10 protein-coding genes are annotated in these 15,395 nt (G+C 60.5%); 5 read left to right on the plus strand and 5 right to left on the minus strand.

Going from position 1 to position 15,395, the window contains the following annotated elements; all coding sequences use genetic code 11:
• Positions 1-101 precede the first annotated feature (101 nt).
• Positions 102-3,638 (minus strand): ATP-binding cassette domain-containing protein, encoded by a 3,537-nt coding sequence (locus tag J5W70_RS01900; protein WP_022397737.1) that lies wholly within the window; start codon positions 3,636-3,638, stop codon positions 102-104.
• A 192-nt stretch (positions 3,639-3,830) separates the two neighbouring features.
• On the opposite strand from J5W70_RS01900, the gene J5W70_RS01905 reads away from it, so the two are divergent.
• The 3 genes from J5W70_RS01905 to J5W70_RS01915 all read left to right on the plus strand — a co-directional run bounded on the left by J5W70_RS01905 (position 3,831) and on the right by J5W70_RS01915 (position 7,112).
• Complete coding sequence (locus J5W70_RS01905; RefSeq protein WP_022397736.1) at positions 3,831-4,253, plus strand: DUF6941 family protein; 423 nt, start codon at positions 3,831-3,833, stop codon at positions 4,251-4,253.
• Between the two features lie 439 nt (positions 4,254-4,692).
• Entirely contained in the window at positions 4,693-5,538 is an 846-nt protein-coding gene (locus tag J5W70_RS01910) for an SDR family NAD(P)-dependent oxidoreductase (RefSeq protein WP_022397735.1), read from the plus strand.
• A complete protein-coding gene (locus J5W70_RS01915; protein ID WP_022397734.1) occupies positions 5,535-7,112 on the plus strand; it encodes a glycoside hydrolase family 75 protein in 1,578 nt (525 codons plus the stop codon). Before J5W70_RS01910 ends, J5W70_RS01915 begins: the two co-directional genes overlap by 4 nt.
• Position 7,113: 1 nt before the next feature.
• On the opposite strand, the gene J5W70_RS01920 is transcribed toward J5W70_RS01915, so the two are convergent.
• The 3 genes from J5W70_RS01920 to J5W70_RS01930 form a co-directional block, all read right to left on the minus strand.
• Entirely contained in the window at positions 7,114-8,007 is an 894-nt protein-coding gene (locus tag J5W70_RS01920) for a squalene/phytoene synthase family protein (protein WP_022397733.1), read from the minus strand.
• Positions 8,004-9,530 carry a sigma-54 interaction domain-containing protein gene (locus J5W70_RS01925; RefSeq protein ID WP_022397732.1) on the minus strand — a complete coding sequence of 509 codons (1,527 nt, stop codon included), beginning with the start codon at positions 9,528-9,530 and terminating at the stop codon, positions 8,004-8,006. Before J5W70_RS01925 ends, J5W70_RS01920 begins: the two co-directional genes overlap by 4 nt.
• Before the next feature lie 197 nt (positions 9,531-9,727).
• Positions 9,728-11,518, minus strand: coding sequence for a chloride channel protein (locus J5W70_RS01930; protein WP_022397731.1), 1,791 nt, complete (start codon positions 11,516-11,518; stop codon positions 9,728-9,730).
• 201 nt (positions 11,519-11,719) lie between these two features.
• Here J5W70_RS01930 and J5W70_RS01935 point away from each other — a divergent pair, with 201 nt between their 5' ends.
• The gene (locus J5W70_RS01935; RefSeq protein WP_022397730.1) at positions 11,720-12,319 is read left to right on the plus strand and encodes a M15 family metallopeptidase; all 600 of its coding nucleotides are present in this window, start codon (positions 11,720-11,722) and stop codon (positions 12,317-12,319) included.
• Positions 12,320-12,362: 43 nt separating this feature from the next.
• Here J5W70_RS01935 and J5W70_RS01940 read toward each other — a convergent pair whose 3' ends face one another.
• On the minus strand, positions 12,363-13,151 hold the full coding sequence (locus tag J5W70_RS01940) for a hypothetical protein (RefSeq protein ID WP_146018241.1): 789 nt from the start codon (positions 13,149-13,151) through the stop codon (positions 12,363-12,365).
• Positions 13,152-13,388: 237 nt separating this feature from the next.
• Between J5W70_RS01940 and J5W70_RS01945 the strand changes: the two genes are divergently transcribed.
• Positions 13,389-15,386: a beta-N-acetylhexosaminidase gene (locus J5W70_RS01945; RefSeq protein ID WP_022397728.1), complete on the plus strand. Its 1,998-nt coding sequence runs from the start codon at positions 13,389-13,391 to the stop codon at positions 15,384-15,386.
• Positions 15,387-15,395 lie beyond the last annotated feature (9 nt).

Raw genomic sequence — 15,395 nt, forward strand, 5'->3', positions numbered from 1 at the left:
GGTTTATCTTCCCCAGCACATCAAAACACGCGAAATACGGAAACCCCTCTCCGCATCTTCCAGCAGCGTTCATGCATAAGCAGCATCATCTTATGATCAACCTACCTGACCTTTTCCAGACGCCGCTTGAGCACGCGCCCCGTGATGAAGAGGGGGGCCGCCCCCATCAGGAACAGCAGCAGGGAGTCCTTCCAGGGGGTAGGCACCGTTCCTTCGTCCGCGCTGTAGCCGGGATCGTCCGGAGCCTTCCCCGTGTTGCCCCACGGCAGGGGCTGGCGGCGCGCCAGGAAAATTTCCGGGCGGTCCAGCGTATCACGGCTGACGCGCTGGATTTCCGCGGATTCATCCAGCATTACAATGCGGTCATTGACGTAAAAGGATTTAACGGAGGGCTTGCCCTTCCCCTGCTGTTCCAGTTCCGCAATCACCTGCCTGTAGTTTTTCTCATAGCCGTTGACCGCCGCCCTACGTACCCGCCGGACCGCGGCCTTGGCCTGTTCCGGATCGTCCGCCCCGATGGCGGCTATGTGCAGGAGCGCCATCTTGAGCAGCTTGAATTCCTCAAATTCTCTGTTGTCCAATTGGGGCTGCTCCTTGAGCTCGTCCACTTTCTCCTGAATGGTTTCACGCTCCCTTTCCCATACGTTTTTGGAGGCTTGGTCCACCACCATCGTTTCAAAGGAGTAGCGCAGGGGGCAGAATTCCGCCACCAGCGGCACGCGGCCCGGCTTGAGGCGCCCGTGTTCATCCGTGCGGTGGGCGGACCACGGGATGAACTGGTTCATTTCATCAAAGTGGACAATGGCCCCGGCCATCAGTATCTGGGGAATCAGCAGCAGGGGCACCATATTGAGAGCCGCGCGCTCCGTTTTGGCAAAGACGGAGACCAGCAGGGACAGGCTCACGCCGATGAAGGCCGTCAGGGTCATCGTCCCCAGGTAGATCAGGAACATTTCATGGATTTCCAGGATGGCGTTCCCCACCCACAGGAAGAGGGCGGACTGCACGGCGGAAAGCCCCGTCAGCACCAGCGCCTTGGCGAGCACGTAACCGGTCACGAACACCTTGGCGTTGCTCTCCCGCTTGAGCAGGGCGCGGTCCTTGAGCACTTCGCTGGCCGCCCCGGTCAGGCCGAAGAACATGGCCACGATGGTCGCCAGGAACAAATAGGAAGGTATGTGAAGGGCGGTGGCAAACGTGTATTCCGGGCTGGAAGAGGCGCGCAGGGTCAGGGAAATCAGCAGGGCCAGCACCGGCCCTTCCAGCAGCATGGTGTACAGCCCCATGCGGCTCCGCACGCGGCCCAGGAAGGTGCGCACGGCCCAGATGCGGAAAAGCCGCCAGAGCTGCATCACGCTGCGCCGGGGGGCAGGCGGGAATTCCAGCGTGCCTTCATACAACGTTCTGGGCGCCCCTCCTTCATGGTGGTGCCCCATTACGTTGCGGAACCGGTAGCCTTCAAAGCGCTCCTGCCACAGCCGGGGGTGCTGCCGCCTGCGGCGGTCATGCCAGGAAAGGGGGGCTTCCAGCACTTCAAACACGTAGTCCGCGCCGCCGGCCGTCCGCGCCTCCTCGGAAACGTCAATGGCCATATCCACGGCCGCCTTCCGGAAATAGCGCATCATGCCCGGCACGTCCCCCCAGTAGGCCATCTGGCCGCCGTGGTCCAGCACCAGCACCTTCTGGAACTGGTTCAGGATGGCCGTGCTGGGCCGGTGCATGGTGGCGATCACCATCTTGTCACGGCTCATGTTCAGCATGGTCTGCATGACCAGCTTGGCGTCGGAGGTGGAAAGGCCGCTGATGGGCTCGTCCAGCAGGAAGACGTCCGCAATGCCCGCCAGGTCAAGCCCCAGGTTCAGGCGCGTGCGCTCTCCGTCGGAAATGGTGCGCGCATTCATCTCTCCCACGCGGCGGGAGGCGATGTGCGTCAGTCCCAGGAATTTCAGAATGGCGTTCACCCGCCTGACGCGCTCCGACCGGGTCAGGCGCGGACGGCGGATGATGGTGGCCTGGGCGATGTGCTCGGAAACGCTCATGGCCGCATCCAGAATGTCCTCCCGCGGAATGAAGGCGATGTAGGGCCGGATCAGGTCCGGAGCGCTGTACAGAAGCTGGTTGTTGTAACGGATGCAGCCGCGCGTGGGCGGAAGCTGCCCGGCCAGCATGGAGAGCAGCGTGCTTTTTCCGGATCCGCTGGGGCCCAGGATGCAGACCATCTCTCCGCGCTTCACGGTCAGGTCAATGTTGTCCAGCACACGGCCGGAACGCATGAATTCCTTGGTCACGCCCTCCACGCTGAGGGTTCTGATGGCGTGGTATTCTTCATCCAGCACCCCGGCGGAAAAACGGCAGCGCAAGGCGTGATAGGCGTTCAGGTGCACCACGTCCCCGTCGCGCAGGGAAACCCTTCCCCGCACGGGCCTGCCATTGAGCAGCAGGGGCATGGAAGCCTCCACCACTTCCAGCCAGCCGGAATTGGTGGCGCTGGAAAAGGAAACCTCCAGCACCACTCCGGCGGCCAGACCCGGCGTCAGCAGCATGTCCCCCTTGCGCGCCTTTTCCGGCAGGTTGGTTACGCGCAGCTTGCGGGTCCCGGGGTCCAGGCGGAAGCGGCGTCCGATGTCCGACATGGAGTTCTGCACCTCCCCCATGGAAAAAGGCCCCTCCCCGTCCAGCGTGAAGGAGGAATAGTAGGCCATGCGCACGTTCTCACCGGGGTACAGGCGCCGCCCGTCCACCACGAATTCCACTTCCGGCCTCAGAACCTCCACCCTGCACGCCAGCCCCATGTTCACGCGCACCTCGCTGGCCCGTGAACGCACCCGGCTGATTTGCAGGGCGCCGTTGTCCAGGGAAATATAGCATACTTCCTGCTTGCCGGAACGCTTGCAATCCAGGAAGAACGCGAAGTCTTCAAAGCTTAGCGGACCTGACGGCAGCAGCACCACCTGCCCGTTGGTCAGCGGCATTACCCCGCCGGGCGGCAGGTGGCGGCCGCGCACCACAATAGGCCTGGAGCCGTCATTCACCACCAGCACCAAGCGCGAACACCGGATCAGGCGGAAGGAAATGCCCTTGTCCTGTTCCGGCAGGGATACCTCCGCACCAATGCCGGAGGAAAAACCGACGCTGTACGCCGGCTCCTGGGCCTCCACGTCCGGCGTCATCAGAAGCTGCCTCAAGTGGTTTGCCGTACCCGGCAGTTCCAGGCCGTACGTCACCTGGTCAAACAGCTCCCCGGTCATGCGGGGGTCTCCCGTGTTGATGAGCAGGGAAAGCACTTCCAGCGCAATCGCCATGCGCTCCGTCTCGTCCCTGCCGGAGGCGGCGGAAGCCAGCACATCCGCCACCGTCAGATTGGCCCGCATGGAACGCTCGAAACGGTTGGAAAGCCAGCGGTGCTCCACTTCCGGGAAGGTGTAGCGCAGAATGTCCAGCGCGGCATCCGCGTCGCGCGCGCTCAAGTGGCGGCGCCCGCTCAGAATGGTGGCAAACAGGTCCACCAGCGTGCCGGCATGCACTTTCATGGAACCGTCGTCCCGGCGCAGCCACGGCACGTAGGCGCCCAGCGTCCTGACCAGATTCAGCCTCCAGTGAATCAGCTTGGAGGGTATGTCAAAAAACCATCGGATCATGCCAGGGAACGCGTTGCCGGAACCAGTAGTACAGGGATTCCCGGCCTACCTCAAGCGCAACCGGAATTTCACGGAGAAATGACAATATTTTCTACAGCTTTATCTTGCAATAGGTCTGGAGGAAGTATAGTTCTGTCCAATGTTCATGCTTTCCATGCGAAAGCGAGCCAAATACATCAACATTATCACAACATGGATATTTTAGTTTCTACTCTTTGTGACTTCGCCGCCGACTACCAGGGCAAGCTTTGCATCCAGGGCGGTTTTGACTCCCTGGTCGCCCGTCAGTTCCCCGTCGTGCACCCCGTCTGCGCCGTTGCCCTGCGCATCTGCCTCACTCCTGAAGACGAAGGCACCCACGAACTGGGCCTGAGCATCGTTGACGCCGACGGCACGCCGCTGGACAAGGAACGCATGCCCATCAAGATCAACTTCCCGGTGCCCGCTTTCCCGGAAGGCGCCTCCTTCTTCACCCGCAACCTGATTATGAACTTCCAGGGCCTGCGCTTTGAAAAGCCCGGCAACTACTCCATCGACCTGACGGTTGATGGCGAACTGGCCTCCCGCGTGCCTTTCCGCGTGGTGCAGGTGCAGGAAGAAGCCCCCCAGGCCTAAGAATAAATCTTCTTTTTCATCAAACCGCCTCCCGTTCACCCGGCAGGCGGTTTTTTGTTGGGGTGCATGGAGTCCCCGTCTGCCCGAAGGAGGGAGATGAAAACCACCGGTTCCATGTTCCCATGAAAGCCGGTCCGCTCACAAAGCCTTCCCCCCGGAGCGGAGGAGGCTTTCCGGCCTTCGTACTGAAAAGCTTTTCGAAGAGGAACCTAGGCTCATTTTTCTCTTTTACTAACCGGACATGGCTATGAGGGCCGGGAGTCCCTCATTCCCGGGAGAGCGCAGGCAGGCTTTCGCCGGGTGGGGAAGCGCCATGGTTGGCGCAGCCCTCTTTTCTCTTTGGAAAGAAAGGAGGTGCGCCTTTTTTGCGTTCTCCAGCCCCCTTTTTCATTGCGGTTCCCCACCGGATTGACCATGATACGAACCGCTCCCACCCGCCATGCAAACCCCACGCCTCCAGTACGACAGGATTATCATCACGGGCGCATCGTCCGGATTCGGGGAAGCCTTTGCCGGAACGCTGGCCCCTCATGCGGCGGAACTGGTGCTGATTGCCCGGAACGGGGACGTCCTGCGCCAGCTTGCCGCCGCGCTGGAAAAACGCCACCCCGGCCTGCGCGCCTCCGTCTTTCCCTGCGACCTGGCGGATGAAGCTTCCCTGGACACGCTCGTTTCACATCTGGACAGCCTTCCTCCGGGCAGAACCCTGCTGATCAACAATGCGGGAGCCGGGGATTACGGAGAATTCGCGGACGGCCGCTGGGAAAAAATCCGCGCCCTGCTGCGCCTGAACGTGGAAAGCCTCACCCGCCTGTGCCATGCGCTGATCCCCTCCATGAAACGGAACGGCGGGGACATCATCAACCTCAGCTCCCTGGGAGCCCTCCTGCCCATTCCGGATTTTGCCGTTTATGCGGCCACCAAGGCTTATGTTTCCAGCCTGTCGGAAGCGCTGCGGCTGGAACTGCGCGAACACGGCATCCGCGTGCTGGCCGTCTGCCCCGGCCCGGTTTCCACGGGCTTCGGAAAAGCGGCCCGGCGCCCCGGCTTTACCGGAAACATGATGCCGGGCCGCAACGCCTTTGACACGTCCGTTGAAACCGTCGTGAAAGACAGCCTCCGCGCCCTGTCCCGCGGGCGCGCACGTGTCTTCCCCGGCATGAAGATACGGCTGGCGGCCCTGCTGTTGAGCATTGCCCCGCTGGGGCTGATCCGCTTTTTCATGGGCAGGCGCCCGCGGAAAGTCCAGCCTGCCCCCAACGATTCACCTTCTTCAGCATCATGAAAGCACACCGCCGCGGAACACCCCGCCTCACCTGGTTCAAGCTTGCAGTCTGCATCTGCCTGGCAGCCATGGCGGCATCCCTGTTCACACCGTATCCGGCCCAGATTATCCGGGCCCTGAAAGGGGAACCCGAACAGGCGCCCCCGGATTCCGGGGCCTATCCGCCGCATGAATCCATCCCTGCGGAACAGCCCGGACAGGAAGAGCCTGCGCCCCCCCTTACTCCATCCGTTTCCGGAAAGGAACCTGAAGATTCACGGCTGACCACGCCTTGGACGCCGGAGCGCACGATTGCCCTCCCTCCGGTGCAGTATCCCCCCTTCCCGCCCGTCCTCCCCACGAAGCCCGCGGAGGGAGCCATGACGAATATCTACGAACTGGCACGCGGCCTGAACCTGAAAACGCAGGTCAATTTCCAGCCCGGCACCCTGGCTTCCAGGGACAGGGAGACTAAAAGCAATTACCAGATGACCCTCACCCTGAACGTCAAGCAGCCCAAGGCCCTGACAAAGAAGGAGGACATCCTGAACATCAACCCCAAGCTGGGAACCATGCTTCCCGGCCTGTCCACCCTGTTCAAGCATGCGCGGGTCTCCCCCTATTACGGGCAGATTTACGTCCGCAAGCAGACGGAAATCCGCAAGAACCTGGCCTCCCTGCTCAAGCTCCTGGACCGCCATAATTACTACGATACGGAGACGATTCTGGAAACCACCTATCCGGATACGGGCAGAAAACTCCTCTGGCTACAGAGTGAAATGGATGTTGTTTCCGACGGTTCGGACGGGGACCGCCTGTCCACCATGCCGGATAAAATCCTGAAAAGCTCCTTCTACCAGCCCAGCACTTCCTACCGCTGGAAGAAGCGCACGGACAAGCCCAATCCCCTCCTCAAGCCCTGGCAGCAGAGGCTGGCTTCCTACAAGAAGACGCTGGAAAAAGCCTCCGCCGCGGAAAAACCGGCCCTGCGCCGCAAGATAGACCACGCGGAACGGGTCATTGAAGAATTGAAGCGGTACAGTTTCCTGATCTCGGAATACGATCCGTTCATCGTGGTCCCGCTGGGAGTGGTCAACCAATCCTCTCCCTTTTCCCCGCAGTTCGGGGATTACGCCGTCGTCATCGTGGGGGACAAGTTGTACCCGGCCCTGGTGGGAGACGCCGGACCGCGCTACAAGACGGGGGAAGGCTCCCTGCGCCTGAGCCGTGAAATCAACCCCAAGGCGGGGCCTTACAGCCGCCCCGTTTCCGACCTGGTAGTCAGCTACCTGATCTTCCCCGGTTCCGCGGATCCGGAAGCCGGACCGCCCGACTACGAGAAGCTTACAGCCAAATGCCAGGAGCTGCTCCATGACATCGGCGGCATGGGAAAGGATTTCAAGCTCCACCAGTGGGAGGACCTGCTGGCGCCCAAGCCGCCGCCCGCTCCCCCCGCGCCCAAACAAGGGAGCGGCAATCCTGCGGAAACACCCGCGAACGACCAGAAGAAGGCGGATGCCCCGGCGGAAAATCCGGCCCCGGCAGCCTCCCCTGTCACTCCGCCCGCTCCGGAACCCGGCAAAACCGCCGCGTAGGCTACAGGGCTTCCTTCCAGGAAAAGAGAAAGGCCTTCCACATGCGGGAATAAACGTTCCCGCGCGTGATTTTTACCTTTCCTGTCCCCGGCTGTTCCTGCCGTTGGAGCAGTTCCAGCGTATCCAGCCCCAGCCATGCGGGCAGCACGGTGGAAAAACGCAGCCGCCCGTTCCGGAGGGATTCCGCATAAAACACGCCTTCCTTCAGCCAGCGTTCCGCCCGGTCCAGCCACGGCTGAACATCGGGAGTAGGCAAATAGCTTCTTCCACGGGAGAGGTCCTCCTCCCGGTCGCGCAGAATGTTCACCAATTGCAGCCCCATGCCGTAGTGCCTGCCCCAGCGTAAAAGCTGGTCCTCCGGCTGCGTGCTGAAGCCTGACCCCAGCGCCAGCAGGCCCAGCCTGGTCCAGAATTCTCCCACGCAGCCGGCCACCATGTAGGTATAATGCTCCAGTTGTTCGGGACATGAAACCGAGGAACGGGCTTCAAAATATTCCAAATCCCACGCCTGCCCCTCCACAATGGTGGACAGCACCTGCCTCACGAGCATCTGCTCACGGGGGGAAAGGGCTTCCAGCAGCGCCAGGCATTCGGGGAAACGGGCCAGCAGCTCCGCCTCCCCCCGGTGCGTCTGGACGGTGGAAAGAATGCCCAGACGGCCAAAACAGGAGGCGGCGGCCTCCCGGGAGGCGTCCCCGGCTACCGTCGCGCCCATCATCCTCAGCAGCGCCAGGCGTTCCCGGCAATCCATGTCCACGGTATCCGCCACCGTATCCGTAGCGCGCGCCAGCAGATAGCCCACGGCCACGCCGGGGCGCATCTCCCGGGGCAGGAAGCGCATGCTCAAATAAAAGGACCGGGAAACGGCGGACAGAAGCTGACGAAGGCCTTTCATGATTTTTGCAGGCCCAGCCTGTGCATTTTATAATGGAGCACCCGTGGGGAAATGCCCAGTTCCCGCGCCGCTGCGGACATGTTGCCCGGAGAGCGTTTCAGCGCGGCCACAATCAATTCCCGTTCAAAGGAATCCACCATCGTCGGCAAGTCTGCATGATCCTCTCCGTTACGGGAAGACGGAGCGTCATGGCTGGGCATTTGGAGGGAGGCGGGCAGGTTGTAACCGTAAATGCAGTCGTCCTGCGCCGTGATGACTGCACGCTCCATGCAGTTTTCCAGCTCCCGCACGTTGCCGGGCCAGTGGTAGGCCATGAGCATGTTGATGGCTGGCGTGGACAGCCGCTTGATATCTTTCCCGTATTTCAGGTTGAACTTGGAAAGAAAGTGTTCCGCCAGCAGCATGATGTCCCCCTTGCGCTTGGAGAGGTCCGGCATGACGATGGGGAAAATGTTCAGCCGGTAGTACAAGTCCTCCCGGAATTTGTTTTCCGCCATCAATTCCTCCAGATTGCGGCTGGTGGCGGCAATGAAGCGCACGTCGGAATGAAGCTCCCTGTTGCTCCCCACGCGGGAAAAAGTCTTTTCCTGAAGAAAGCGCAGCAGCTTCACCTGCATCTGGAGGCTCAAATCCCCGATTTCATCCAGAAACAGGGTACCTCCGTCCGCCGCCTCCGCCCGGCCGATGCGGCGGCTGGTGGCTCCGGTGAAGGAGCCTTTTTCATGGCCGAACAACTCGCTTTCCAGCAGGTTTTCCGGCATGGCCGCACAGTTCAGCGTCACCAGCGGCTTGTCCTTCCTGCCGCTCAGGTTCACTACGGCGCGCGCTACCAGCTCCTTCCCCGTTCCGGAACTGCCCCGGATCAGCACCGTGGCGTCGCTGGGGGCTACCTGGCGTATCTGTTCATACACCTGGAGCATGGGGCGGCAGTTGCCGATCAGTTCGCCCGGATTGGTTGTTAAAAGCTGGCGCAGTTTCTCGTTCTCCGCCATCAGGGCCGCCCGTTCCTCATGCGCCTGCAGGCTGGCCGCCAGCGCGTCCCCCACGATGTTGCCCACAATCTCCAGCAGCTTCTGGTCCCGTTCCAGGTCCGTTTCCCTGTCCACGGGGCGGTCAATGCTCAAGGTGCCGATCACCTGCTGCAAATGAATGATGGGCACGCAGATGAACGCCACCTTTTCCCCGCTCTTGCGGGTACGGGTACGGTTCAGGAACCTGGAATCCCGGGAAATGTCCTCAATCACATGGGGCCTCCCCGTTTCCGCCACATGGCCCGTAATGCCCTCCCCCACATGGTAATGGCCGCGCTTCATCTCCTGCTCGTCCAGGCCGTGGGACGCTTCTATCATCAGATCATTCCCGCGGCGGATGGTGAAGGTGCCGCGCAGCATCTTCATGCGGCGGTAGAGCACGTCCAGAATATGCCGGAGCAGCGCCGTGCCGTTGCGTTCATTGACAATGGCGGAGCTGATTTCCTGTAGCACGACCATTTCCAAATCCGGTGACTTGTTTATTTCATTCATGAAGTCCGGGGCTGGGCGAATATTAACCGTACGGTCCTGGCAGACCAACTACTTTTTCTTCCACCGTCATGCAGCCGGGGAAAAAGCTGCCGCGGGAAATGAAGGTAACGTTCTAGTACTTAACTTTGATGATGTTATGAACGAAGGAGAAAAGAAGTTTACAAAATTGTAATGCATGGCGCCTCTTTCCTCCCGTTTCACATGCCCACATCTCCGCCGGACTCCCTTTTCATCATTTCCGTGATGACCTGGAACAGCGCGTTGCGGTACAGGACGCCATCCAGCCGCCCGGTATTTTTCCAGACCACGGGAAAGGCGGGCAGATGGGTCTGTTCAAACAATTTCAGGGCATCCGTCAGATGGGTGCCGGCATCCAGCACGGGAGCGCCCGCGCGGATCAGCTCCTCGGCGGTGGGAGGAGGGCTCTTCCCCTTCTCCTCCATCTGCCGGCGGACAGCCAGAAAGTCATCCGGATAAATGGCACCCTCATAAGTCCCGTCCTTTTTCACCACAAAAATCAGGTCTCCGGGATTCCGCAGCATCAGGGAGGAAACGTCGTCCAGGGAAGCGTCCGGCGCCACCTGGGGCACCACATGGCGAGCCAGGTCATGCACATGGACCTGCGCCATGGGCAGGTTGACCACGGATTCCGGACTTCCGGACAGGCTGGCGGCATACATGGACCGCGCGCGAATCAGCCGCCCCGTTCCATAAGCGCTCACCACGCCGATCAGGAGCGGGTAAATCATTTCCCCGCTCATGGAGAACTCCACCACCATCACCAGCGCGGTCAGGGGAGCCTGGGCCGCCACGGCAAAAAAGGCCGCCATCCCCACCATCGCATACGCCACCGTATGGTTGCCCTCCATGCCCAGAGACGTCAGGACCGTACTGAAAATAAACCCGACCATGCTTCCCACATACAGCGTGGGCGTCATGGCTCCGCCCACCGTACCGCAGCCGAACACGATCGCCACGGCGGACACCTTCACCAGAAGCAGGATAAACGCCTGCTGCGTGCTGTAATCTTCATCCACCAGCCCGGTAATCAGGGCCTGCCCGTTGCCCACCACCTCCGGATAAAAAACCGCCAGCACCCCCACAACCAGTCCGGCGGCCATCAGGCGCAGCGGCAGGAGGGACTGGCGGCCGTTCAAATACCTGGTAGCTACATCCAGCAGGCTGACCCATCCCCTGGCCGCCACGGCGGCCGCCACTCCCAGCGCAATGCACCACAGGGACTGGGAAAAGACGGTAAAGCTTTCAAACGGGGAACTGTACAGCGGGGCGGGATCCCCCAGCAGGTGCAGCATGGCGAACCCGGTGCAGGAGGCAATCAGCAGAGGCGCCAGAATATCCATGCTCACGGTGCCGATGATGATTTCACTCACGAACAGGCACCCGGCAAAGGGGGCATGGAACGCCGTGGTGAACCCGGCCGCCGCCCCGCAGCCGACCAGCAGCCGGAGCCGCGGAATGGACACGTGCAGCCGCTGCCCCACCGCGGACGCGATCAGGGCGGAGGACTGGATGATAGGCCCTTCCTTGCCGATGGCCGCTCCGGAAGCAATGCTCCATGCCGCGGAAAACACCTTCAGGGCGGACGCCCGGAATTTGATCAGCCCGTTTCCGATGGACATGGCCTCCATGTATTCCGTGGCCTGTCCCGGCATCCTTTTTTTCAGGAACAGCAGGATGCAGCCGGCCGCCAGGCCGCCCACCACCGGAATAAACATGCGCCACTCAGGCTCCACCTGGGAAAAGGTGCCTACGCGGGAATCCGACCAGATGCCCGTGAGCAGCCATTGAATCACTTCCACCGTCCACTCAAAAAACAGGGACATGCTGGCGCCCACCACCCCCACGATCACGGCCCACACGTAAGTGACCTGCCTTTCCCCCACCTTCCAATGATGGAACAGCCTTAAAATCCACCCGTACCAGACGGAATCCGGCGGCGGCTGGGGCTGGGGGGATGGAGAATTCATGGGCAAAGCGGCAATATTATTCCATTGTGACAAAAAAACGCCTCCGGATGTTCGATGCCGCAGAAAATACCTGCAGTGCTTCATCCGTGAAGGGCCGCAAGACGCGGAAGGCCGCTCCCTCCGGAGAAGGCGCCTGCCCGGCAAAGGTCTTGCACCGCGCCGGAAACCTGCTACACCGGAAGAACCCCAACCCCTTTTCCCATGCCTGACCGCACGCCGCAACCTCCGCCACGGCTATCCCCGCGCCTCCGGAAGCAGGCGCTTCTGCTGATTGCCTGCGTCATTTCAGGCAGCCAGCTGTACGGCCTCAAACATCCCGCCTCCGTCTGGCCCACGGAACGGGAAGTGCTTTCCGGCCATTCCATCTTCGGACAGCCGGGGGACCCGGCCTCCCTGGTTACGGTTCCGCTGCCCTATCCGCTGAGGCCGTCCTGGTCCCCAGACACGGAGCTTGCGTCCATTACCTGCCACCGTTTCATCGCCGTGCCGCTCACCAGGATTTTCCAGCGCACGCTGGAACATTACGGCATGGAGCGCATCCGCGAACTGCGGCTGGACGTTTACGGAGGCTGCTTCAACAACCGCCCCATCCGCGGAGGCTCCCGCCCGTCCCTGCACGCGTGGGGCATTGCGATAGACATGGACCCCGAACGCAATACCCTGTACATGAGCGCGCCGGAAGCCGTCTTTTCCGGACCGGAATACGATGCCTTCTGGTCCATCGTAGAAAAGGAGGGGGCCTTTTCCCTGGGACGCGAGAGGAATTACGACTGGATGCACTTCCAGTTCGCCAGGCCGTGAAAGTGCGCGGAAGCCCCCAGGCGGCACCGGAGCGGCCCGGGCGTCAGAACGTATATTTCAGGTTGATGCCGTAATAAAAATCATCCCCCAGGTCCCTCTGCTTCACCACGGTCAGCGCCTGGCTGTAGTTGGTGAACAATTCCACGGTCAGGCGCGAGGTAGCGCGGAAGGTAAAACTCAGGTTGTAATCCAGGGCGTTGGATCCGTGGTGCACCACCGGGCCCACGTACCCCCCGTTGTAGCCGTAACGCACCACGGCATCCACCCTCACGCAATCCGCGATCTCCTCGTGCAACCCCGCAAACACGGCGTAATAGCCGCGGAACGTATGGTTGTTATACTGCCAGTAGAGGTCCGTGCCGCCGAACCAGCGGTCGGAAAAATGATAGGTCGTCTTCAGGCCGGGGCGCGGGATGCCCTTGTCCCCCGGAAAAACAAAGCTGTGCTCATACCAGGGCATCACCGTCCAGTTCCCCAGCTCCTTGATGTAATCCAGCCGGTACTTTAATTCCGCATGGTTCCGGTGGTCCGTGGAAACGCCGTACCATATCTTCCCCACCCATTCCTTGTACTGTATTTCAGGAACGAACATGCACAGGGAGCCGTCCCACAGGTCAAGACCCTCGCACTCGTACTTGCTGGCCCATCCCGTCTGGAAGCGCAGATAAACCCGGTCATCCGTGGGGCCGGCCAGGGAAAGGGGATGGGGGCAGGCCGTCTTCAGGTAGTAGGACTGATCCTGGCAAACCGTCGTGGAACCCCAGGCGCCGGGGCATGACAGCACACCCGCACAGGCCGCCAGCAATAGTTGAGTCGCAGTGTTCGTTTTCATATTCATTTATGGTTGGACAGGCGTTTTCTGGGGCGGCGCATCCGGACGAGGACGGCATCCTTCCATGTTGTACTCCCGCTCCGTTTTTTACTGCAAGCCGATACTCCGCCCGCAGCCGGATAAAATGCCTTCTGAAAATGGGACACCATGGAAAAAACAATATGCAGCCTCCAGAGCCAAAAAACAAACCTCCATTGAAAGATTGTGTCAGCAGGATTTGTATCCAAGACCGTATTCATGAAGTTCCTTATTCCCGCGCTCGTTCTGTCCGCCTGCCTTCCCGCGGCATTTTCGCAAGAACAAATTATCCCGAAACCGGCAGAAATCACGGTGTTCCACGGGAAGCCTGCCCAGCTCACGCCGGCGTCCGCCATCATTACCGCGACGCAGGACAAGGCTTTCCTGAACCGCGCCAGGCAATTGCAGCAGATGCTCGGCGAAGGAACCGGACTGCCCCTCCCCCTTAAAACGCCCGGAGAAGCGCCGGAGAATGCCGCCTGCATCATCATTAAAAAGGACCCGGCCCTGGCCGCGAAGGGGGAGGAAGCCTACTCCATCCAATCCTCCCCCAGGGGAATCATTCTTTCAGCCGCCCATGCCAAAGGCATTTTTTACGCCGGGCAAAGCCTGATCCAGATGATGCCCGTCATTTTCCACGACCGGAAGGCGGACAAATCCGCCGTCCAGTGGAATATTTCCGGAGCTCCGTTCAACATGGTGGACTACCCGCGGTTCTCCTGGCGTGCGCTGATGATTGATGAAGCGCGCCACTTTTTCGGTGAAAAAGCCATCAAGCAGATCATCGACCAGATGGCCCTGTTGAAAATGAACATCCTGCACTGGCACCTGACGGACGACGTCGGATGGCGCATTGAAATCAAGAAGTATCCCCGTCTGACCACCATCGGTTCCAGGCGCAGGGAATCCGAAACCGGTACGTGGAACAGCGGCAAGTCCGACGGCACGCCGCATGAAGGCTTTTATACCCAGGAGCAGATCAGGGACATCGTTCAATACGCGGCCCGGCGCAATATCACCATCGTCCCTGAAATTGAAATGCCGGGCCACGCCAGCGCGGCTGCCGCAGCGTACCCGTTCCTGAGCTTGAAATCACCCAGGGAAGTGCCCACCACGTTCATCGTCAACACGGCCTTTGACCCTACCTCGGAAAAGACCTATGCCTTCCTGTCCGACGTACTGGATGAAGTCGTGGCGCTGTTCCCCAGCAGGATCATCCATATCGGCGGCGATGAAGTGCGCTATGCCCAGCAATGGAAGGACGTTCCGGAAATTGAGGCGTTCATGAAAAAGAACAACATGAAGAGTTATGCGGACGTCCAGATGTACTTCACCAACCGCATGTCCGGCATCGTCGCCAAAAAAGGGCGCCGCATGATGGGCTGGAATGAGATTTACGGCCATGACGTCAACGGGGACGGCGGAGGCAAAGCCGGAACCAAACTGGACACGAACGCCGTCATCCACTTCTGGAAAGGGAATACGGACCTGGCTAAAAACGCCATCAAGGACGGGCATGAGGTCATCAATTCCCTCCACAGCTCCACTTACCTTGATTACAGCTACGGCAGAATTTCCCTGCAAAAGGCATACGGCTTCGAGCCCATTTTCCCGGGCCTGGAGGAACAGTACCATTCCAGGGTCAAGGGGCTGGGGACGCAGGTATGGACGGAATGGATTGCCAATACGGAGCGCCTCCACCACCAGGCATTCCCCCGGGCCTGCGCCTTTGCGGAAGTGGGCTGGACACCTGCCGGGAAAAAGGATTTCCCGGATTTTAAAAAGCGCTTGAAGGAATATAGCGGGCGCATGGACCTGATGGGCATCAAGTACGCCGGGGATGTGATCAACCGGATAGACAAGTCCGACTTTTTCAACACGCCGCAGATCGGCACATGGACGCCTGACGACCTGTCCGGACAGGAGCATTCGTTCGACGTCACCAAACTGGTCAAGGTTCCCGGCAAATACACCGTGACCCTGCTCTACGACAAGGGGGCACACGCCATTGAAATCGAATCCGTGGCCCTGTATGAAGGTGAGAAGGAAATTGCCCGGGACGCTCATTCGGGCAGGAGCGGTACCGATCAGAAAAATATCCAGTACATCCTGAACGTTCCGGAAGCCAGGCAAGGGGCATCCTACACGGTCAAGGCCAGATTCAAGGGGGCCGGAGGCAGCGACTCCTACGGAACGGTGTACTGTGAAGCGCCCTAAAAACTGCTG

The organism is Akkermansia massiliensis, from assembly GCF_018847375.1.
GTDB lineage: Bacteria > Verrucomicrobiota > Verrucomicrobiia > Verrucomicrobiales > Akkermansiaceae > Akkermansia > Akkermansia massiliensis.

What these genes read in the sequence shown, in the direction of transcription:
- J5W70_RS01900 (WP_022397737.1), bottom strand. Translation starts at nt 3,638, where the DNA reads ATGATCCGATGGTTTTTTGACATACCCTCCAAGCTGATTCACTGGAGG.
- J5W70_RS01905 (WP_022397736.1), top strand. Translation starts at nt 3,831, where the DNA reads ATGGATATTTTAGTTTCTACTCTTTGTGACTTCGCCGCCGACTACCAG.
- J5W70_RS01910 (WP_022397735.1), top strand. Translation starts at nt 4,693, where the DNA reads ATGCAAACCCCACGCCTCCAGTACGACAGGATTATCATCACGGGCGCA.
- J5W70_RS01915 (WP_022397734.1), top strand. Translation starts at nt 5,535, where the DNA reads ATGAAAGCACACCGCCGCGGAACACCCCGCCTCACCTGGTTCAAGCTT.
- J5W70_RS01920 (WP_022397733.1), bottom strand. Translation starts at nt 8,007, where the DNA reads ATGAAAGGCCTTCGTCAGCTTCTGTCCGCCGTTTCCCGGTCCTTTTAT.
- J5W70_RS01925 (WP_022397732.1), bottom strand. Translation starts at nt 9,530, where the DNA reads ATGAATGAAATAAACAAGTCACCGGATTTGGAAATGGTCGTGCTACAG.
- J5W70_RS01930 (WP_022397731.1), bottom strand. Translation starts at nt 11,518, where the DNA reads ATGAATTCTCCATCCCCCCAGCCCCAGCCGCCGCCGGATTCCGTCTGG.
- J5W70_RS01935 (WP_022397730.1), top strand. Translation starts at nt 11,720, where the DNA reads ATGCCTGACCGCACGCCGCAACCTCCGCCACGGCTATCCCCGCGCCTC.
- J5W70_RS01940 (WP_146018241.1), bottom strand. Translation starts at nt 13,151, where the DNA reads ATGAAAACGAACACTGCGACTCAACTATTGCTGGCGGCCTGTGCGGGT.
- J5W70_RS01945 (WP_022397728.1), top strand. Translation starts at nt 13,389, where the DNA reads ATGAAGTTCCTTATTCCCGCGCTCGTTCTGTCCGCCTGCCTTCCCGCG.